Source organism: Limnohabitans sp. MMS-10A-178, assembly GCF_003063375.1.
Taxonomy (GTDB): Bacteria; Pseudomonadota; Gammaproteobacteria; order Burkholderiales; family Burkholderiaceae_C; genus Limnohabitans_A.
In genome coordinates, this window is the sequence record NZ_NERY01000002.1 from 21,993 (window position 1) to 41,536 (window position 19,544).

Here is a 19,544-nt window from a genome sequence, read left to right on the forward strand (position 1 = left end):
AGATCATCATGTTCAATTGGATCGTTCAATACAGTTTGCGCAATCGGCTATTTGTTTTGGCCTTTGCAGCCTTACTCATGGTCTATGGTGCCATGACCGCTTGGCGCACGCCTGTCGATGTGTTTCCTGACCTTAACAAACCGCTCGTCACGGTGCTGACCGAGGCAGGTGGCATGGCTCCCGAGGAGGTTGAGCAACTGGTGAGTTTTCCCATCGAGACAGCGCTCAACGGTATGGCTGGTGTAACTCGCGTTCGCTCCACTTCGGGCATTGGCCTGTCTGTGGTTTATGCAGAGTTCGATTGGGGGACTGACATTTATCGCAATCGGCAATTGGTCGCCGAGCGTTTAGCACAGCTGCGAAGTCAACTGCCTGCTGATATTACGCCGGTGATGGGACCTGTCTCTTCCATCATGGGCGAGATCATGCTGATCGCGCTGCCACTGCAAGGCGGGGAGGGCGCAGCTAACCCCATGCAGGCCCGAGAGTATGCCGACTTTGTACTGCGGCCTCGCTTACTCGGCATCGCTGGCGTTTCTCAGGTCATTCCCATTGGCGGCGAGGTGCGTCAGTTGCGCGTAGAGCCAGACTCGGTGCGCATGGCTCAACTGGGTATTTCGCTGAGTCAAATAGAGCAGGCACTGCGCGGGTATGCCGGCAACGTTGGGGGTGGCTTCATCGATTTGAACAGCAGGGAATACCTTATTCGTCACATGGGCCGTACCCAGCGCCTAGAGGATTTGCAGGGCATGGCCGTCGCTTGGAAGAACGGTCGGCCCGTGCTGCAGCAGCAGGTGGCTGAAGTTCGCTTCGCTGCTGGTCTCAAGCGCGGTGATGCTGGTTATCAAGGACAGCCCGCTGTGATCCTAAGCGTTCAAAAGCAGCCTGCCGCTGATACGGTTAAGCTGAGCCGACAGATTGAGCAAGCCTTGGTTGATCTTCAGGCGGGCCTACCTAAAGGGCTTGCCAAACCAGAAGTGCTGTTCCGACAGGCCGATTTCATCAAGGCCTCCGTTGGCAACGTTACAGAGGCGCTGCGCGATGGTGCGGTGATTGTGGCCATCGTTTTATTTGCGTTCTTGCTGTCTGTCCGCACCACCTTGATTTCCTTGGTTGCCATTCCACTGTCGCTAGCAGTGACGGCCTTGGTGTTTCGCTGGCTCGATCAGTCGATCAATGTCATGACATTGGGTGGGCTGGCGATTGCAATTGGTGAGTTGGTGGACGATGCCGTAGTTGATGTTGAAAACATCTTACGTCGTCTCAAAGAAAACCGAGCCCTTGCGAAACCACAGTCGGTTATGACAGTAGTTCAGCAGGCCAGCGTTGAAGTGCGCTCAGGCATTGTTTACGCCTCAGTCATCGTTGTGCTGGTGTTCGTGCCCTTGTTTGCGCTACCAGGCATCGAAGGCCGTCTGTTCGCGCCGCTTGGTATTGCTTACATCGTTTCAATCCTGGCCTCCATGGCGGTGTCGATGACAGTGACGCCTGTACTTTGCAGTTACTTGCTTCCAAAGATGAAACAACTGGGACATGGTGACAGCCCCTTCGTGACGCGCCTGAAGGCTTGGGACCGAAGGCTGCTCAGCTGGTCCTTTCCAAGGGCACGGGGCTTGATTTTGTCTGCGGTTGTGGCTGTCGCTTTAGCCGCAGCCAGTGTGCCCTTTTTTCCTCGCGCATTTTTGCCTGCGTTTAACGAGGGCTCATTGGTCCTGTCTTTGTTGTTCAACCCAGGCACTTCTCTGGCAGAGTCCAATCGCATGGGCGCTGTGGCTGAACAGCTGATTGGCAAGGTACCTGGCGTAAGTCAAGTGGGTCGCCGTACCGGACGAGCTGAACTCGACGAACATGCCGAGGGCGTCCACTCAACCGAAATCGACGTGGACTTGCATCGCGATGGCAAGCCAGTAGATCGCGAGAAAGTGATGTCGCTTATTCGCACCCAACTTGCTGTGTTGCCCGCCCAAGTTGCCATTGGTCAGCCGATCTCGCACCGTCTTGATCATTTACTCTCGGGCGTTCGTGCGCAGATCGCGGTCAAGATTTATGGCGACGATACCGACACGCTGCGTGGTTTGGCTGAACAGATGCGCGCCAAGTTGGCTACCATTCCCGGTTTGGTGGACCTGACCGTGGAGAAGCAGGTGCTGATTCCGCAGATCATCGTTCGTCTTGATCCGCAGCGTCTGGCGCAAACAGGTCTGCCGCCTGGTGAGGCACTGCGCATTCTGAAAGCCTTGACGGATGGTGCCCATGGTTCACAAATTGTGGACGGGGCCAGGCGCTACGAGCTGGTACTGCGACTTCCTGACGACAAGCGCAGTCCGCAGGATCTGGCACGCATGCTGGTTGACACGCCGGCTGGCCGCTTACCAGTATCAAGTTTTGCCACCGTGACCGAAGCCGATGGCCCTAATCAAATCGGACGAGAGAACGGCCGTCGGCGAATTGTTGTCTATGCCAACAGCGATGGCTCTGATATGGGACGCATCGTTAGCGACATCCGCCAAGCCATTGCTTCCACTGAGTTGCCCACTGGTAGCTTCATTAACCTTGAGGGTCAATTTCAAGCTCAGGAGCAGGCTGCCGCTCAGATCTTGGGCTTGTCCCTGATTTCACTGGGGCTCATGTTTCTAGTGCTTTACTCTCGATATCGCTCGGTGGTGTTGGTCGGCATCATCATGGCCAACATCCCGCTAGCACTGATCGGAAGCGTTGTGGCAATGTGGCTGGCAGGCGTAACGCTGTCGGTAGCTACCATGGTGGGCTTCATTACCTTAGCGGGCATTGCAACTCGAAATGGTATTTTGAAGATCAGTCATTACATCAACCTCTGCCGATTTGAGGGCGAGACCTTCAGCCAAGCGATGATCGTACGCGGCTCACTTGAGCGACTGACGCCGGTGCTTATGACGGCTTTGGTAGCAGCCTTTGCTTTGACGCCACTGCTGCTGGCCAGTGATGCGCCTGGTAAGGAAATTCTGCATCCTGTGGCGGTGGTTATCTTTGGAGGGTTGATCAGTTCTACGCTGCTTGACACCTTGCTCACACCGTTGCTGTTTTGGCGTTACGGCGCTGATGCAACCGATCGGTTATTGAAGCAAACTGGCACTGAAGATGAATCAAAAAAATCAGTGCAAGATGCGTTCTGAGGATTTTTTCTACAGGCTTTATGGTGCCGCCTTTAAGTGCATCACGTTTTTTAATGGGATATGAAAAATGAAGTTGAAGTATTTAATTTCAGCATTGAGCTTGGCCCTTTCTTGCCTGTGCATTAATACCGCTCTGGCTCACGGTACTGCCAAGCCGCTACATGGCGGCATCGTGCAGATGGTTAATGACATTGGCTTTGAGTTGGTAGCGCAGCCTGATGGTGCTACCATTTATCTGATGGACCATGACAAGCCCATGGCCTCTAAAGGCATTACTGGCAAGCTGACTGTTTTGCAGGGCAGCAACAAAATTGAAGCAGACATTAAAGAAGCAGGTGACAACACGCTGCGTGTCTTGGGCGTTAAGCTGGGCAAAGGTGACAAGCTGGTCGCGGCACTGAGTAATGTGGGTGGCAAGAGCATGACCGTGCGTTTTACGATTAAGTAAAAAAGTTGACTTCAATTGTGAGCTTTGGATTGAAACTTAAACAACTTAAATACTTGCGTATTGTTGGTATTTTTGACAAGTATCTTCAGTGTGCTTTTTCATGCCCAATGTATTTCCATCACCATTAGACTGTTACAAATAATTTAAGGATCTATCAAAATGAAAAGTGCTTCATACAAAATTATCTTGATTTTCTTTTTAGCATTTAGCTACTACAAAGTTTCGGCGCAAGCCAAAGTAACCGATCCACATGCCGGGCATGGGTCGCACGCAGGAAATAGCGCTTCTGCATCAAGCAAGTCAACCACAACGGCATCTACAAAAAAGTATCAGCAAATTAATGACAACATGCACAAGAGCATGGACATAAAATTCACAGGAGATGCTGACAAAGATTTTCTTGCCGCCATGATTCCACACCATCAGGGAGCTGTTGAAATGGCAGAAGTAGTTTTACAACATGGTAAGAATCCAAAGATCCGTCAACTTGCCCAAGAAATTATCACAATGCAGAAAAAAGAAATTGCTGAAATGAAGCAATTCTTGAAAGATTCAAAATAAAAGACTTCAACTTTTCAAAAAAATTCTTCACAAATAAGATGCTCTTTCAAAGTTAATTCTTTTAAAGATTTTGAAAATAATCAGTTGGTACATCATGAAACAACATTCAACTGTGACCTATGGCCTTACGGGACTGCACTGTGGGGCCTGCGTCAAAAAAGTAAGCCAAGCCCTTGAACCGCTGGCCGGTAGCGTTGAGGTCAGTCTATCGCCCATGCAAGTGACTCTGACAGATCCAGCGGCTGATGAAAGCACTATCAAAAAAATTGTGGCGGCGGCTGGCTCCTACGAACTGGTATCCGGTTCGACCATCGGTCAATTACCAGTACACGCGTCAAGTCAAGCCGGCTGGCTGCAGACCTACAAACCTTTGTTGTTGATTGCCGCTTACATTTTGATTGCCAGTGTGTTGTTACAAGTTGGATTGGTTGGTATGGCTGGTTTGGAAGCTATGGAAATTATGCGTTATTTCATGGCAGGTTTCTTTTTGGTTTTTTCATTTTTCAAGTTACTAGACCTCAATGCGTTTGCCGACGCGTATTCTGGCTATGACCTGCTGGCAAGCAGGTGGCGAAATTGGGGTTTGATTTATCCTTTCTTTGAATTGTTTTTAGGGCTGGCCTACCTTTCAAACTTTAATCCCTTGTTCACCAACTGGGTCACTCTTGCATTGATGAGTTTTTCAGCTTTAGGTGTGATTAAAGCGGTGGCAAATAAAACTCAAATTCAATGTGCTTGCTTGGGTACTGTTTTCAAGCTGCCTATGAGTACAGTCACTATCGTGGAAGACGTTGGTATGGTATTGATGGCTGTCCTTATGCTGGCGATGATCTAAGTTAACCTTGCCCATTGCTTCTGAAGGGGGCAAGTCACCTAAGGCAAAAATTAAATGACTGATAATTCAGTAATGACACAACTATTCCAATTCGGTGAAGACCATCCCAACTACCCCGTCCGAGTTCTGAACGAGCGAGAAGCCCGCGGTGCTGCAGGAATCATGTTCCTGTTTGCGCTGATTGCCTTCATTACCGCATGGTTCAAAGGTGACTTCTCGCCAACTAAATTAGTCATCGTTGCTTTCTTCATTGACTTCTTTATTCGAGTCATCATTAACCCCCGCTATGCCCCGACGCTCATCATGGCGAGATGGATGGTCAACAACCAAACCGCTGAATATGTGGGTGCTCCACAGAAACGCTTTGCTTGGGGAATAGGCCTAGCCTTGGCAACTTTGATGATGTATGCCGTCGTACTCAACGACGTGCGCGGCCCCATCAATATGATTACCTGCCTAATCTGTCTGATGCTGTTGTTCTTTGAGACAGCATTTGGTATTTGTGTTGGCTGTAAGTTGTACAACCTGTTTAATAAAGAGAAGGCGCAACTTTGCCCAGGTAATGTTTGCGAAATTAAAGACCGCGAACCCATACAGAAGCTGGCTTGGCATCAAGCCTTGATTGCTGCTGTCTATGTTGGATTGCTGCTTGTCTTGTCGCCCATTCTTTTTGCTACACCCCCGCAAGCTCGAAGCGTAGAGCCTAGCGTTCCATCCGGCTCAGTCAGTCCTGCTGAAGAAGAACGCTGTCGTGTTCCCGAATTTGCTAAAAAGATAGGTCATGAGGAAAAGTGGAAGCTGCACAATGGTTGCAAGTAACCACCGGTAGCAAGCGTGACCCACAGCCCCCAATGCGTCCTTTAGTCAAAAACACCAGCACGTACATTTCCCGGACGTTCACCAAAGGCACTCGCATTCATGACACCTATCCAAACATTGAGCCTGTACGCACTGACCGCCTGCGCAGAGATTATTGGTTGCTACCTGCCGTACTTATGGCTCAAGAAAAGTGCGTCTCCATGGTGGTTGATTGTTGCCGCAGCAAGTTTGGGCCTGTTCGCGTGGCTGCTGACGCTGCATCCACATCCTGCTGGACGTGTGTATGCCGCCTACGGTGGGGTATACATCGTTATTTCAGTCTTGTGGCTGTGGTTAGTCGATGGCGTGTTGCCTGATCGCTGGGACTTGGTAGGCGCATCACTCGTGCTTGCCGGAGTGGCTGTGATTTATTTTGCACCGCGCAACGTGTCGCTTTGACTCAGCATGTGCTTTCGAGTGTCTAGGCGATAAGCGCTGCCCCCGCTTCTCAGAGTCATGCTCAAAACTCTCCAAACGAACCATTCCCAATGACAGCTTGGCATGGCAGGTGCTTCCAGAACATCAGAGCAACAAGTGCTACAAAGACCATCCAAAGTCTTGCGGAGTAAAGATGGTACTTGTCCAGACAGGTTGAAGCAATCCCGCCAATGACAATCAGTCATGGCGGATGGCCTCGGAGCATCAAAGCAAAGTGATGTCTTTGATCAAACGAGAACGCAGTGCGCGCTGTTTGAGTTGATCCACTGAGTCATTCGTCCACTGATGTGAAGATTTGCCCCAAAAATAATCAGTACCCGTAATTCCCAACAACCGAACTTCTCCCTTCGTACCTGAAATTGTTCGGTCAAACGTTTTACCTCCAACATTGAAAGTGATTTGATGAGTCCCCTCTTTTAATCGCAGGCGAATCATGGAGTTTGGAACAGTCTCCATCGCTGCGCCACCATCCACAGAAATGTCCAACTGATGATGTCCGTCGTCCCTATAACGCAAGACGTAAACCGTTAGAGCTTCTGGCACTGAGGCAAACGACTTTGCTTCATCATCTTTGGCAATGCTGGGTGCAGGATCTTTTGTGCAGTAAGCATTTCTTCCTGAATGCGTATGGCAATATGGCTTCTCAGCCATTCGATCAACGGGTGAAGCGCAACCTGCGATGCCAAGTACGCAAGCTGAGACGACGATTGTTTTAGTAATCCAAGTTTTCATAATATTTTCCCAAAATTGATCCACCATTTGTGGCAAATACAAGTAAGTTGTAAACGCCTCATTTCAGAACAAAACGTGCAGAAGTGGTTTTCCCAGCTGAACTGAATTGAGCAACAACCTTTGTCCCAGGAGCTACCTTGAAGCTACCTTTGGCTTCAAGCTTGTCGCCTGTTGGTTTCAACTCAACTTCTTGCTTGTCAGCGCCAGAAAGCAGTGTGACTTTTGCCGTCGTTTTACTCACGTCAACGGGTTTGCCATGGTCACGCACGAACAACTGCAGCACATCAGGTTTGGCGACCAGTTCGTAGTCAACATCCTTGACGGTGGTCAAAACACCCCCTTGCATGGGTTTGTGATCTGTATCGTGTGGCCCTGCCCATGCGAGTCCGCTGAGAAAAAGCGACGAAGTGATCAAAAGCGTGTGAAATTTCATGAGATGTCCTTTTGAGGTTTTGGTTGAGGTTGAAGAAACGAATGAATGGTCAGAATGCTTCAGCATCTTTGTCTTGTAAAAGCGCCTCGGCAGGTTTGCGGCCAAAGAGCCAAAACATGGCAGGCGTCAGAAAGGTGTCGAGCAGCGTCGAGCTGATCAAGCCCGAGAAAATCACCACGGCGACCGGGTGCAAAATTTCGGTGCCGGGGCGTTCGGCCTCGAAGAGCAATGGTGCCAATGCGAAGGCAGTCACCAAGGCCGTCATCAACACCGGGCTCAAACGTTCCATCGAACCGCGCAAGATCATGGGCTTGGTGAAGGACTCTCCTTCAAAGCGCATCAGGTTGATGTAATGACTGACCTTCAAAATGCCGTTACGCACCGAAATGCCCGCCAGCGTAATGAAGCCGACCAAGGCGGCCACCGACAAGGGCTGACCTGACAACCACAGACCCAACACGGCACCCACGAGCGCCAAGGGAATGTTCACCATGATTAAGGCCGACAAAACGGCGGACTTGTAGCGGCTGTAAAGCACCACAAACATCAACACCACAGAGACCACCGAGAGCAAAGAGATCAGGCGTGAGGCTTCTTCTTGCGCCTGAAACTGTCCTCCAAGGGTGATGAAGTAGCCCTCTGGCAATCGAGAATCCGCCGTCACTTTGCGTATGTCGGCCACGACTTCTGACAATGGGCGGCCCGAAGCGTTGGCAGAAATCACGATACGCCGCTTGCCGTTGTCTCGACTGATTTGGTTGGGACCATCGGCGTCTTCAATCGTTGCGATTTTGGACAGCGGAATTCTGCCCGAGGGTGTTTCGATCAACACCTGGCCCAAGCCTTCCAGCGATCGTGCGGATTCTGGTAAACGCACAACCAACGCAAAGCGGCGACCTCCCTCCATGATTTGCGTGACACGTTCACCTTCCACCAAGGTCTGCAGTGTGGCAAGCACTTGCGCGCCAGACAGGCCGTATTGCGCCGCTGCCGCATAGTCCAACCGTACCTTGATCTGGGGCGCAAGAACTTGTTTTTCGATTTGCAGGTCAGCTATGCCCTCGATGCCTGACAGCCGTGAGCGCAGCGCATCGGCTTGCCCGCGCAGCACGTCCAGGTCTTCGCCAAAAATCTTGATGGCGATTTGGGAGCGCACGCCCGACAGCATGTGGTCGATACGGTGTGAGATGGGTTGCCCCACCTCAATCGAAGCAGGCAGGTTGACCAAGCGTGCACGGATGTCGGCACGGACCTCATCCATCGAGCGCGTCAACTCGCCTGAGGGTTTGATGCCCACGTCTAATTCGCTGACATGAACGCCTTCGGCATGCTCATCGAGTTCAGCACGTCCGCTGCGCCTGCCCACATGCAGCACTTCGGGCACTTGCTTGACCAGCACTTCCGCCTGGCGTGCCAGGTCAGAGGACTCGGTCAAGGTCACGCCCGGGTTCAGACGTATCCCGACCAGCAGCGTCCCTTCATTGAAGGGGGGCAAGAAGGTGGTCGGAAAAAACGGAACAGACGCCGCTGCAAACACTACCGCCACACATGCACTGGTTATCGCCACGCGTGGCTTGTCCAGCACTTTTTGCAAACTGCCTTTGTAGCCTTGCTTGAGCCATGCCAGCACTTTGGTGTCGCCATGGTCCAGGTTTTTCATGCCCGGCAAGAGGTAGTAGCTCAGCACCGGCGTCATCGTTACCGACACCAACAAAGAGGCCAGTGTCGAGATGATGAAGGCAATGCCCAGCGGCACAAACAACTTGCCTTCCAGGCCCGGCAAAGCAAAAAGCGGAAGGAAGACCAGCACGATGATCACCGTCGCATAGAGGATCGCCGAGCGGACTTCCATGGACGCCTTGGCCACGAGCGCGAGCAGCGACAGGCGCTGGCTTGGGTCCTTGGCGCGGTCTTCTTTCATGCGCCGCAAGATATTTTCCACATCCACCACGGCATCGTCCACCAGTCCGCCAATGGCAATCGCCAGCCCTCCAAGCGTCATGGTGTTGATCGACAAGCCAAAATACTTGAACACCAGTGCCGTGATGAAGATGGACACTGGGATGGCGGTGAGCGCGATGATGGTGGGGCGAACCGTACCCAAGAAGAAGAAAAGGATCGCGGCCACAAACAGCGACGCACCGATCAACTTGCCTTGCAGCGTCGAGATAGAAGCCTCAATGAAGCTGGCTTGTCGGAAGGTCACACGGGGTGCCTCCATACCCGCAGGAAGGGATGCCTTGAGATCCCCAATCGCTTCTTCAATCGACTGTGTCAAACGGGTCGTGTCAGCGGTTGGCTGCTTTTGAACGCCCAGAATCACGGCTGGCTTGCCTTCAAAGCCTGCATCCCCACGTTTGATGGCTGCGGCAAAAGTGACCTCAGCGATCTGGCGCAACAAGATGGGCTGACCGTTCTTGGCGGTAATAGCCAGATTGCGCAAGTCCTCCAGGCGGGAAGTGCGACCAAGATTTCGAATCAGGTACTCGCGCCCGTTGAGCTCCAAAAATCCCCCTGAGGTGTTGGCCGAAAACCCGCGCAACGCCGACTCCAACTGGTCCAAGGAGATACCCAAGTCCGACAGGCGCGCTGTGTTGGGCTGCACCTGAAACTGGCGCACTTCGCCGCCAATGGGGATGATCTGTGCGACGCCGGGGATGGCCAGGAGTCGAGGCCGGAGCACCCAGTCGGCGTACTCACGCACGGCCATAGGGGAGATCTTCTGCGGATCGACAGGAATAGCGATCTGCATGATCTCACCCATGATGGAGCTGATCGGCCCCATCCGTGGTATTACCCCGGCAGCCAAACCTTCTTCCATGGACGAGAGGCGTTCAGACACCAGTTGGCGTGCCCGAAAAATCTCCGTGTCCCAGTTGAAGGTGACATACAAAAAGGACAGGCCAGCAGAAGAGGTCGAACGAACCGATTCGACCCCAGGCAAGCCATTCATGGCCGTCTCCAGAGGAAAGGTAATCAGTTGCTCGACCTCTTCAGGCGCCATGCCACCCGCCTCGGTCATGATCGTCACAGTAGGTTTGTTGAGATCGGGAAAGACATCGACTGGCGTTCGAGACAATGTGAATGCCCCGTAAGCCATCAATACGGCACCCGCTATCAACACCAGAAGCCGGTTGGTCAGGCTATTTTCGAGAAGCCACTTGAACATATCGTGACCCCTTTACCGGACTTGATTGATGAGCGTGGCACCTTGGGTCGCCACACGATCGCCAGACTTCAAGCCCGAGATCACCGTGACGCGCGCTCCATCCAGGGGCTCGAACGTCACCGTGCGGGGTTCAAACTGCTCAGCTGCAGACTTGACCCACACCACGTTCTGATTGGCAGCGTTTTTCATCAGTGCCGACTGGGGGACCGCAATACCCTGTGTCTTTTGCTTGGACTGCACATAGACTTTGACGGGCTGTCCAACGGCCAGGCCTAATAGTTCCGGGCTTTGCACTTGGAAGTTCAGCGGCAGAGCTTGCTCTCGCAAACTGCGCGCTGCACCCATGAAAACCAGTGGCGTGCGCTGGTCGCCGACAGCCAATGTGGCACCGCCGATGTTGTTGGCCACTGAGATATCAAAAGCCAAGGCTTCAATGCGCAGCCGCTTCGGGTCGACAATTTCAAAAATCAATTCCCGCGTGTCCACCACTTGGCCTGCCACGACATGCGCCGAGGCAATCACGCCAGAAACGGGCGCGACCAGTGCTTCTTTGCTGCTGAGGCCGCCACCGACGGCCGACATGCGATCGGTCAGGCTGAGCACCTCACTCTCTGCGGCTTCCACTTCCTTGCGCGGCACCGTGTCCGACAACTCGCGCAAACGTGCCAAACGCTTTTCGGCAAGCGCTTTGGCAGCGCGAAATTCGGCCAATTGAGTCAACTGGCTGGCCCGCTCCAGGGGGGCGAACGCAGGGACGACGTAGGCCAATACCTGACCCTTCTTGACGGTTTGCCCTGCGTTGGGCAGGCCATTAGGGCCGGGTTCTATGCGTCCGGCGTTGATGGGCTGGACTTTGCCCCCAGCGTTGGGGTCCATCAGTACCTGACCATTGAGTTCAAAGGCGCGTGGCAGCTCAGCGGTTTCCACCACCATCGTGCGCACATTCAGTTGGCGTTGGGCTGGTTTGGGCAGAAACACGCTGCCATCGGCCATGCGCTGTGGACCATTGGCATTGGCCGTCGCAGGCGCAGCGCCGTGGTCATGGCCTTCGCCCGCGTACGTAGGCAGCGCAGCACCTGTAAGGGTCAAAGCAGTGGCCAGTGCCATCCAGTGGCGTTTTTTTGAAGTGTTGATTGTTTTCATGCTGAGGCTCCTTAGGCCGTACGAGCTTGTTGACGAAAGCGAACGATCGCGCCTAATGCCATCAGGGCCATTAACCCCCCGCCGATCCACAGGGCGATGCCTTTCCAAGAAGAACCACTGACAGGTTCATCTTCGTCCTCGTGCAAATCGAGTTCGCCAGTCAGCAGGTCGTTCAGTTCACCGGCCTGAATGGTTGCGGTGATGGCAATGACGCCAGGTTTGAGCGTGTCCTTGAGGATGACTTCGTATTCACCTACGCCATGTTTTTCGGCTTTGTATTTGCCGCCTTGAATATCGATGTCAATTAGGGCGTCATTGACCGGACTGTTGTCTGTAAAACGGTCCAGGTAAATCGTCAGCTGCTTGCCATTGACAATGCCGACCATTTCCAGATCCTCTGAAAACGCGACGAAACGCGGCAGTGCTGTTCCCTGGGTTTTTGGCGCAGCTTCCGCGTGATCGTGACCCGCACCGGCAATGGCCATAGGACTGAGTAATGTGAATATCAGCGCCATAAAGGTGGCGACTGTTGAATGAATGATCTTCATGGTGTTCCTTGAATTTTTGAGGGGTGTCAGCATCACTGAGGCAGCAGGCCCAAGGACTGCCGCAATGCCGAAATGGCGGAGGCCAGGTCAATTCGGCTTCGAGCGGCTTGTCTCGCGGCCTCTGCAGCCTCTGCTTCAATGCGCAAGCGGGTGGGCAGATCCGACTCGCCCAGCCTGAACGACTTGTCAAAAAAGCTGCGGGACTCGTTGGCCAGCTGGGCTCGTCGCTGCGCAGCATCAAGTTGAGTGCGTGCGGCCTCCAGACGAGCAGCAGCGCCTTGTTTGTCGGCTTGAATGCGCGCCTGCTCGAGGACCAGTTGTGACTGCACTTCTATCGCTTCGGCTTGTGCAGTCGCAAGACGGGCGTCATGCCTAGGGCCTGCACCCAAGGGCACGCGAATGCCAATCAGCACAGTCTGGCCATAGCGTTCTCCAAATGCCCCACGGCCGCGCGTGGTGGCCACCGTGAGTTCCGGGTTGGATCGCCTCTGGGCGCTGATCAGCTGAGCCGTCCGCTCGGCCATCGTGATGCGATCCTCCAGTTCAGCCAACAAGGGATGCCCCACTGACGCACCCGTATGTGGGGTCGAATCTGGCGTTGGCTCCACCGCCGCGTTGACTTTCAAGTCTGCCGGTGCCGTCCTGCCTGTTAGCGCCATCACTTGTGCCAAGGCTGCGGCAGATGCAGCTTGAGCTTGGGCGGCATGCGCTTGGGCCGCAGCGACAGCGCCTTCGGCTTGATGCTGGTCGGACTTTGCCAGATCACCCGCGTTGGTCCGTTTGGCAACATCAGCGGCGAGGCGTTGTGCATTGGCCAGTTGTTCGCTCGCCAGTTCAGCATCGACGCGAGCTCGCAACCAGCCCCACCAAGCATCCCTGACGGAAGAGGCGAGCCGCAGTTGTGAGGCGAGCAGCTTGCGCTCAACCAACGAGATTTCAGCTTGCGCCAGATCGGTACTGGCCGTGCGTTGTCCGGGTAGCCAGATGGGAACGGCGATACCCACCTCAGCTTCCCGCGCACCGCTGTTGCCTGTCATCCGGTCTGATCGCTGACTTATCTCCAGCGAGGGCGGCTCGGGGGACAGCATCGACGCGGCTTTGGCCTGGGCCTGGGCGGCATCGCGACGCGATTGAAGCGCGTGCGCCTCGGGTTGCCTTTGCCACGCCGTTTCGAAAACATCTTTCAAGGACACCGATCCACTCAACGCGGCGGCGGATGTGCCTTGTGCTTGGGCCGTCAGCACCAAGCCACTCAGGGTCATGACCGACAGCGCGATTCGAATCGGTGCCGATCTTTTTTTGTACAAACTCATAGCTCATCTCCAATGGTGAAAACATCCAAGGAGATCAGCGAGCAGCGACAACACGTCGCTAGGCGATGACGCACAACGCGCAAAGCGTCATGTGCATCCGCACACAGGGGATTCGAAAAGAGGGAAAGGTAAAGAAACCCGAGGCTCGCCGATCAGGCAAGCACGGGCCATTGAGGCCGTTCAGGACGTTCACTTGCCATATGAGAAGCAATGACCTGAAGGTGAAGCGGGTGATCGTCAGAGGCTGCTAATGTGGTCTTGCTCAGATCGCTGACCAGGGCAGCGGCACAACCCATGTGACAAGTGGCACAGTCATGGTCCATGCCCGCCGATTGGGGTGAGTTTTTGCTGGACTCTTGGTGGTCAACTGACGCATGGTCATGGGTGTGATGTCCCGGGTGGTTGGCGGTCACACCGCTTTCATGCTGGCAATAGCTAGCCACTGCTGCCCAGCTAAATTGCAAGGGTAACAGAACCAGCAAGAAGATTGCCAAGAACTTTTTCATAAGTTAATAGTTTAGTCGATTCAGGCTTTCGGCGCCACTTCCCCAGTCGTTGACCTCAGGAATTTTGAGGTCAATGGGGCGAGCTGGTGGCGGCCAAGAGCCATCACTTGGCGGTCTTGAGAAGGCGCAGCCCATTGAAAACCACCAACAAGCTTGCGCCCATGTCGGCAAAGACCGCCATCCACATAGACGCGTCATCAAAGATGGCCATGAGCAGGAATACCGCCTTGATGCCCAGAGCCAGGGTGATGTTCTGCCACAAAATGACATGGGTCCGTTTGGATAGGCGAATCGTCTCGGGCAATCGGTGCAGGTCGTCGTTCATGACGACGACGTCAGCCGCTTCCATAGCTGTGTGAGTGCCCGCAGCGCCCATCGCAAAGCCAATGTTCGCCTTTGCAAGTGCCGGGGCATCATTGATGCCGTCACCGGTCATGGCCGTCACACCGTATTTTCCTTGGAACTCTTCAATCGCCTTGAGCTTGTCCTCAGGCAGCAGGTTGCCTCGGATTTCTGAAATGCCTGCCAAGTGTCCGACGGTGCGCGCCGTTGCGGCGTTATCACCGGTCAACATGATGGGAACGACCCCCAGCGCCTTCATCTCGGAAATGGCCTCGATAGATGACGGTTTGATCGTGTCCGCTACAGCGAACAGCGCGATCACCCGGTCCCGATTAGCCAAAATGGTCACAGTTCGTCCTGCCTCTTCATGAACTGCGAGGCGTGCTTCCAATGGCGCAGAACACTGGCCGCGCTCTTCGATCCAGCGGTGATTGGCCAGGATGTAGGGGTGGCCATCGATAACCCCCTGGACGCCACGACCTGCGACAGCTTCAAATGCTTCGACTTCTTGGGCTTGTACCGCTAGGCCTTGAGCAATCGCTTTCGAGACGGGGTGGTCTGAACGCGCAGCCAGGCTCTTTGCGAGCAGTTCTACCCGTTGCTCAGGCTCGTCGGGCGCGATGGGCTCGAACGCCACTAATTTGGGCTTCCCTTCGGTGATGGTGCCGGTTTTGTCCAGGGCGACGGCTTTGATCTTTCGGGCCTCCTCCAGGTAAACCCCTCCCTTGATCAAGATGCCCCGGCGTGCGCCGGCGGCCAGACCACTCACCACCGAAACAGGTGTGGAGATGACCAAGGCGCAAGGGCATGCAATCACCAGCAAGACCAGAGCCTTGTAGACCGCTTCAAGCCACGTGAGCCCTGCCACCCAGGGCATCAGGACGGCAACCAGCAGTGCAAGGGCGAAGACCGCAGGTGTGTAGATCGCGGCGAACTGGTCAACGAATCGCTGCGTCGGTGCGCGGGTGGCCTGAGCTTCCTCGACGGCTTTAATGATCCGGCTGAGCGTGCTGTCCGAGGCTGCAGACGTGACCCGGATCTCCAGAGCAGATGCCTGGTTGATGGTTCCGGCAAAAACCTCATCACCAGGTCCCTTGTCCACCGGCAGGCTTTCGCCTGTCACAGGTGACTGATCGACTGCGCTCTGACCCGCCAGTACGGTGCCATCAAGCGGAACACGCTCACCCGGAGCGATACGTACCACGGAGTTCAGCGCAACAGATTTGACGCCAATCCGAAGCCAGCCACCGTTCTCCTGGCGCACTTCGGCTTGCTCGGGGGACAGAGCCAAGAGGCTCTTGATAGCGCCTCGCGCACGATCGACCGCGCGGGCCTCAATGGCCTCCGCAATGGCGTAGAGCGCCATCACCATGGCTGCCTCGGGCCACTGACCGATCAGGAAGGCGCCTGTGACGGCTACCGACATGAGGGCGTTGATGTTCAATCGTCCTTGCCGAAGCGCAGCCATCCCCTTTGCGTAGACTCCAAAGCCCGCAAGGAAAATGGCACCCAATGCCATGCCCATGCCAAGGGCTTTGAGCCAGGTCGTTGCAGGGAAGGCGTACGCGATCGACTCTGCTGCCAATGCCAGGCCGAGCGCGGCCAGAAGTTTTCCCCATACGTCCAAAAACGTCGCAGCCGCAGTACGCGTAACCGAAGGGGTGTTGGCGTCTTCGTCGATGGGCTCAGGCTTAAAGCCCGCTTTTCGAATCGCCTGCAGTGCGTCTGGCAGTGCAGCTTGGCTCGCGGAAATGGTGAGTAGGCGTGCCCCAAGATCGAATCGCAGGGCTTCGATTCCCGGGATGCTATCCACGGCGCGCCGGATCTCGGACTCCTCTGAGGCGCAGTCCATGTTGGAGATACGGAACTTTTTCTGTGGATGGTCTGAGTGCATCTGTGCCATGTCCTGGTCAGGTTGCGCCATGGTCGTGCATGCCACTGCTGAACAGCAGTTTTCACTCTGGCAGATCTGTGGCTTTGTGCTTTCGCAAGATGTAATCATGATTTCTTCCTCGTTGAGGTATTAGAAACCCTGTAGCCACTTCAGTGTCAAGTGGCTAAAATCGCTCGAGAATCAAAGCCAAGTCGCTCACCGAGGTGTGTTCATGAAAATTGGAGATCTCGCCAAGGCAGCTCATACGCAAGTTGAGACCATCAGGTACTACGAGCGTGAGGAACTACTCGCTCAAACCGCCCGGACAGAAGGTAACTACCGCGTGTACGGACCTGAGCATGTAGAGCGTTTGTCATTCATCCGGCATTGCCGACGGTTGGACATGACATTGGATGAGATTCGCGCGCTGTTGAAATTTAAAGACTCGCCGCCGAAGGACTGTTCCGTCATCAACAACTTGGTCGACGAGCACATCAAGCACGTGGCAGTCCGCATCAAGGAACTGAAATCCCTGCAAAAGCAATTGGTCGACCTGCGTAACAGTTGTGCAGGCGGTGGCGCGGTCGATGAGTGCGGCGTACTTTCGGGCTTGTCGCGGGCATCGCTTGCCGAGCCTGCGACTGATACGCCCTACGATGGTCACGTACATGGAACCCACAAGGTTTCCGGGAAACGCAAGTCACCCTGAGGGGATCTCAGGAGAACTACTCGCTGTGTAGTGATGATCCCAAGCTTCGAAGGTGGCCGCCACGCTCGGGTGTCTTTCATCCCCGTCATGACTCGGTCTAGAACCGGGCGGCGTCAGTCGACTTTCGCGGCTCGAAGTCTTAACGCGTTGGCAATCACGCTTACCGACGACAGCGCCATAGCTGCAGCCGCTACGATCGGAGATAGCAGCAGCCCGAAGAAAGGGTAGAGCACGCCGGCCGCCACTGGGATACCTGCCACGTTGTAGGCGAAGGACAGAAACAAGTTCTGCCGGATGTTCTTCATGGTGGCGTGCGAGAGCTTGCGTGCCCGCACGATGCCCATAAGGTCCCCCTTTAGCAGCGTGATTCCCGAGCTTTCCATGGCTACGTCGGTCCCGGTGCCCATGGCAATGCCCACCTCGGCGGCAGCCAGGGCTGGCGCGTCGTTGACCCCGTCACCGGCCATTGCCACCACGCGGCCTTCGCTGCGCAGCCGCTGCACGATCTTGGCTTTGTCCTCGGGGAAGATCTCGGCCACCACCTCGTCGATCCCAAGTTCCTTCGCTACCGCCAAGGCCGTCGTGCGGCCATCCCCCGTGAGCATGACGATGCGCACGCCGGCCTCGCGCAGACTCCTGAGGGCGGCAGGGGTCGTGGCCTTGATGGGGTCGGCGATGGCCACAAAGCCGGCGAGCCGACCGTCCAGCGCCACGAAGATCACCGTGGCCGCTTGGGTACGCTGCAGTTCGGCGGCGGCCTGGAGCGGAGTCACATCGACACCATGCTCGGCCAGGAACTTGGCAGCGCCGGATACCAGAGCCACGTTGCCCACCTTGCCCAGCACGCCTTTGCCCACGGGCGAGTCAAAGTCGGTGACCTCGACCAGGGGCAAGTGGCGCTCTTGCGCGGCAGCCACCACGGCCATGGCCAGCGGATGCTCGCTGGCGCGCTCTACGCTGGCCAGCTTGACCAGGAGATCATCGGGCAAGAACCCGGGCGCGGGCTCGATGTGAACCACGCGAGGACGCCCCTCGGTCAGCGTCCCCGTCTTGTCGACCACCAGCGTGTCGACTTTTTCCATGCGCTCCAGAGCCTCAGCGTCGCGAATCAGCACGCCATGCAGGGCACCTTGGCCCACGCCGACCATGATGGACATGGGTGTGGCCAGCCCCAGTGCGCAGGGGCAGGCGATGATGAGCACGGCCACAGAGGTGATGAGCGCATAGGAAAATGCCGGACTCGGCCCCCACAGCAGCCACACGACAAATGTGAGCAGAGCAACCGCAATCACGACCGGTACGAACCATGCCGAGACCATGTCCGCCATCCGCTGAATGGGGGCGCGGCTGCGCTGGGCGGCGGCCACCATGTGCACGATCTGCGAGAGCAGGGTGTCGGCGCCAACTTTCTCAGCCCGCATCACGAAGCCGCCGGTCTGATTCATAGTGCCGGCCGTGACTTTGGAACCCGGCGCCTTGACCGCGGGCATGGGCTCGCCCGTGACCATGGACTCGTCCACCGTGCCCTTGCCTTCAGTGAGTTCACCATCCACCGGTACCTTCTCGCCGGGGCGCACGCGCAGCAGTTCGCCCACCTGGATGGTGTCGATAGGCACCGTTTCATCGATACCGCTGGCCGACACACGAACCGCCGTTTTGGGTGCCAGGTCGAGCAAGGCCTTGATGGCCCCGGAGGTTTTCTCCCGCGCCCTGAGTTCGAGCACCTGCCCGAGCAGCACCAGCACGGTGATCACGGCAGCGGCCTCAAAGTAGATCGCGACGGCACCCTCCTGGCCGCGCAACTCGGCCGGGAACAAGCCAGGCGCGAGCGTGCCGAACATGCTGTAGATCCAGGCCGCACCCGTGCCCATGGCAATGAGCGTGAACATGTTGAGGCTGCGATGCTGGATGGAGGCCCACCCCCGCACGAAGAAGGGCCAGCCGGCCCAGAGCACGACGGGCGTTCCCAGCAGCATCTGGATCAGATTGGAAGTCTGAGCTCCGACGAGATGCTTGATGTCGAGCAGGTGCCCCCCCATCTCCAGCGCCAGCACGGGCAAGGACAGCACCAGGCCGATCCAGAAGCGCCGCGTCATGTCGCGCAATTCGGCGCTTTCGCCGGACGTCCCTGTCGCGATCACCGGCTCCAGCGCCATGCCACAGATGGGACAGTTGCCCGGACCCATCTGCCGCACCTGGGGATGCATAGGGCAGGTGAACGCGACGTCGTGGTCCGCAGCGGTTACCGAATCGCTGACGGGCTTGGATGGAGGCACTGCTTTGTGATGCCCATGGTGATGGTGGTCTGCCATGTGACTGGAGCCGGTGCCCTCAAGCTCCAGATTCATGCCGCAGATCGGGCACTGTCCCGGCGCAGGCTGCCGAACTTCAGGGTGCATGGGGCAGGTGTAGGCCTGTCCAGCGGCGACCGTGCTGGCCTGGTGCGTCATGAGGGGCCGGTCAGGAGCGCCCGGCTCGGAAGTA

16 protein-coding genes are annotated in these 19,544 nt (G+C 55.8%); 7 read left to right on the forward strand and 9 right to left on the reverse strand.

What is annotated here, in order from left to right; translation table 11 throughout:
• Positions 1–8 precede the first annotated feature (8 nt).
• The 6 genes from B9Z32_RS09055 (at position 9) to B9Z32_RS09080 (ending at position 6,253) form a co-directional block, all read left to right on the forward strand.
• Positions 9–3,152: an efflux RND transporter permease subunit gene (locus B9Z32_RS09055; RefSeq protein WP_108421122.1), complete on the forward strand. Its 3,144-nt coding sequence runs from the start codon at positions 9–11 to the stop codon at positions 3,150–3,152.
• A gap of 67 nt (positions 3,153–3,219) precedes the next feature.
• Complete coding sequence (locus tag B9Z32_RS09060; RefSeq protein WP_233248218.1) at positions 3,220–3,600, forward strand: hypothetical protein; 381 nt, start codon at positions 3,220–3,222, stop codon at positions 3,598–3,600.
• A gap of 159 nt (positions 3,601–3,759) precedes the next feature.
• Entirely contained in the window at positions 3,760–4,161 is a 402-nt protein-coding gene (locus B9Z32_RS09065; RefSeq protein WP_108421123.1) for a DUF305 domain-containing protein, read from the forward strand.
• A gap of 94 nt (positions 4,162–4,255) precedes the next feature.
• A complete protein-coding gene (locus B9Z32_RS09070) occupies positions 4,256–4,996 on the forward strand; it encodes a heavy-metal-associated domain-containing protein (protein WP_108421124.1) in 741 nt (246 codons plus the stop codon).
• Between the two features lie 54 nt (positions 4,997–5,050).
• Positions 5,051–5,815 carry a DUF4395 domain-containing protein gene (locus B9Z32_RS09075; RefSeq protein WP_108421125.1) on the forward strand — a complete coding sequence of 255 codons (765 nt, stop codon included), beginning with the start codon at positions 5,051–5,053 and terminating at the stop codon, positions 5,813–5,815.
• 99 nt (positions 5,816–5,914) lie between these two features.
• The gene (locus tag B9Z32_RS09080; protein ID WP_108421126.1) at positions 5,915–6,253 is read left to right on the forward strand and encodes a YnfA family protein; all 339 of its coding nucleotides are present in this window, start codon (positions 5,915–5,917) and stop codon (positions 6,251–6,253) included.
• Positions 6,254–6,496: 243 nt separating this feature from the next.
• On the opposite strand, the gene B9Z32_RS09090 is transcribed toward B9Z32_RS09080, so the two are convergent.
• The 8 genes from B9Z32_RS09090 to B9Z32_RS09125 all read right to left on the reverse strand — a co-directional run bounded on the left by B9Z32_RS09090 (position 6,497) and on the right by B9Z32_RS09125 (position 16,402).
• Positions 6,497–7,024 carry a hypothetical protein gene (locus B9Z32_RS09090; protein WP_158268200.1) on the reverse strand — a complete coding sequence of 176 codons (528 nt, stop codon included), beginning with the start codon at positions 7,022–7,024 and terminating at the stop codon, positions 6,497–6,499.
• Between the two features lie 58 nt (positions 7,025–7,082).
• The gene (locus B9Z32_RS09095) at positions 7,083–7,457 is read right to left on the reverse strand and encodes a hypothetical protein (RefSeq protein WP_019425173.1); all 375 of its coding nucleotides are present in this window, start codon (positions 7,455–7,457) and stop codon (positions 7,083–7,085) included.
• A gap of 49 nt (positions 7,458–7,506) precedes the next feature.
• Positions 7,507–10,626 carry an efflux RND transporter permease subunit gene (locus B9Z32_RS09100; protein WP_108421128.1) on the reverse strand — a complete coding sequence of 1,040 codons (3,120 nt, stop codon included), beginning with the start codon at positions 10,624–10,626 and terminating at the stop codon, positions 7,507–7,509.
• 12 nt (positions 10,627–10,638) lie between these two features.
• The gene (locus tag B9Z32_RS09105; RefSeq protein ID WP_108421129.1) at positions 10,639–11,769 is read right to left on the reverse strand and encodes an HlyD family efflux transporter periplasmic adaptor subunit; all 1,131 of its coding nucleotides are present in this window, start codon (positions 11,767–11,769) and stop codon (positions 10,639–10,641) included.
• Between the two features lie 11 nt (positions 11,770–11,780).
• A complete protein-coding gene (locus B9Z32_RS09110) occupies positions 11,781–12,317 on the reverse strand; it encodes a hypothetical protein (RefSeq protein ID WP_233201015.1) in 537 nt (178 codons plus the stop codon).
• A gap of 32 nt (positions 12,318–12,349) precedes the next feature.
• A complete protein-coding gene (locus tag B9Z32_RS09115; protein ID WP_108421130.1) occupies positions 12,350–13,630 on the reverse strand; it encodes a TolC family protein in 1,281 nt (426 codons plus the stop codon).
• 152 nt (positions 13,631–13,782) lie between these two features.
• Positions 13,783–14,136 (reverse strand): cation efflux protein, CzcI family, encoded by a 354-nt coding sequence (gene czcI / locus B9Z32_RS09120; RefSeq protein ID WP_108421131.1) that lies wholly within the window; start codon positions 14,134–14,136, stop codon positions 13,783–13,785.
• Between the two features lie 103 nt (positions 14,137–14,239).
• The gene (locus B9Z32_RS09125) at positions 14,240–16,402 is read right to left on the reverse strand and encodes a cation-translocating P-type ATPase (RefSeq protein WP_233248270.1); all 2,163 of its coding nucleotides are present in this window, start codon (positions 16,400–16,402) and stop codon (positions 14,240–14,242) included.
• Between the two features lie 181 nt (positions 16,403–16,583).
• Here B9Z32_RS09125 and cadR point away from each other — a divergent pair, with 181 nt between their 5' ends.
• Positions 16,584–17,060, forward strand: a complete 477-nt coding sequence (cadR, locus tag B9Z32_RS09130; RefSeq protein ID WP_108331431.1) for a Cd(II)/Pb(II)-responsive transcriptional regulator — start codon at positions 16,584–16,586, stop codon at positions 17,058–17,060.
• A gap of 113 nt (positions 17,061–17,173) precedes the next feature.
• Here the strand turns inward: cadR and B9Z32_RS09135 are convergent, their stop codons facing one another.
• Entirely contained in the window at positions 17,174–19,510 is a 2,337-nt protein-coding gene (locus B9Z32_RS09135; RefSeq protein ID WP_369909935.1) for a copper-translocating P-type ATPase, read from the reverse strand.
• Positions 19,511–19,544 lie beyond the last annotated feature (34 nt).

What these genes read in the sequence shown, in the direction of transcription:
- B9Z32_RS09055 (WP_108421122.1), top strand. Translation starts at nt 9, where the DNA reads ATGTTCAATTGGATCGTTCAATACAGTTTGCGCAATCGGCTATTTGTT.
- B9Z32_RS09060 (WP_233248218.1), top strand. Translation starts at nt 3,220, where the DNA reads ATGAAGTTGAAGTATTTAATTTCAGCATTGAGCTTGGCCCTTTCTTGC.
- B9Z32_RS09065 (WP_108421123.1), top strand. Translation starts at nt 3,760, where the DNA reads ATGAAAAGTGCTTCATACAAAATTATCTTGATTTTCTTTTTAGCATTT.
- B9Z32_RS09070 (WP_108421124.1), top strand. Translation starts at nt 4,256, where the DNA reads ATGAAACAACATTCAACTGTGACCTATGGCCTTACGGGACTGCACTGT.
- B9Z32_RS09075 (WP_108421125.1), top strand. Translation starts at nt 5,051, where the DNA reads ATGACTGATAATTCAGTAATGACACAACTATTCCAATTCGGTGAAGAC.
- B9Z32_RS09080 (WP_108421126.1), top strand. Translation starts at nt 5,915, where the DNA reads ATGACACCTATCCAAACATTGAGCCTGTACGCACTGACCGCCTGCGCA.
- B9Z32_RS09090 (WP_158268200.1), bottom strand. Translation starts at nt 7,024, where the DNA reads ATGAAAACTTGGATTACTAAAACAATCGTCGTCTCAGCTTGCGTACTT.
- B9Z32_RS09095 (WP_019425173.1), bottom strand. Translation starts at nt 7,457, where the DNA reads ATGAAATTTCACACGCTTTTGATCACTTCGTCGCTTTTTCTCAGCGGA.
- B9Z32_RS09100 (WP_108421128.1), bottom strand. Translation starts at nt 10,626, where the DNA reads ATGTTCAAGTGGCTTCTCGAAAATAGCCTGACCAACCGGCTTCTGGTG.
- B9Z32_RS09105 (WP_108421129.1), bottom strand. Translation starts at nt 11,769, where the DNA reads ATGAAAACAATCAACACTTCAAAAAAACGCCACTGGATGGCACTGGCC.
- B9Z32_RS09110 (WP_233201015.1), bottom strand. Translation starts at nt 12,317, where the DNA reads ATGAAGATCATTCATTCAACAGTCGCCACCTTTATGGCGCTGATATTC.
- B9Z32_RS09115 (WP_108421130.1), bottom strand. Translation starts at nt 13,630, where the DNA reads ATGAGTTTGTACAAAAAAAGATCGGCACCGATTCGAATCGCGCTGTCG.
- czcI (WP_108421131.1), bottom strand. Translation starts at nt 14,136, where the DNA reads ATGAAAAAGTTCTTGGCAATCTTCTTGCTGGTTCTGTTACCCTTGCAA.
- B9Z32_RS09125 (WP_233248270.1), bottom strand. Translation starts at nt 16,402, where the DNA reads ATGGCGCAACCTGACCAGGACATGGCACAGATGCACTCAGACCATCCA.
- cadR (WP_108331431.1), top strand. Translation starts at nt 16,584, where the DNA reads ATGAAAATTGGAGATCTCGCCAAGGCAGCTCATACGCAAGTTGAGACC.
- B9Z32_RS09135 (WP_369909935.1), bottom strand. Translation starts at nt 19,510, where the DNA reads ATGACGCACCAGGCCAGCACGGTCGCCGCTGGACAGGCCTACACCTGC.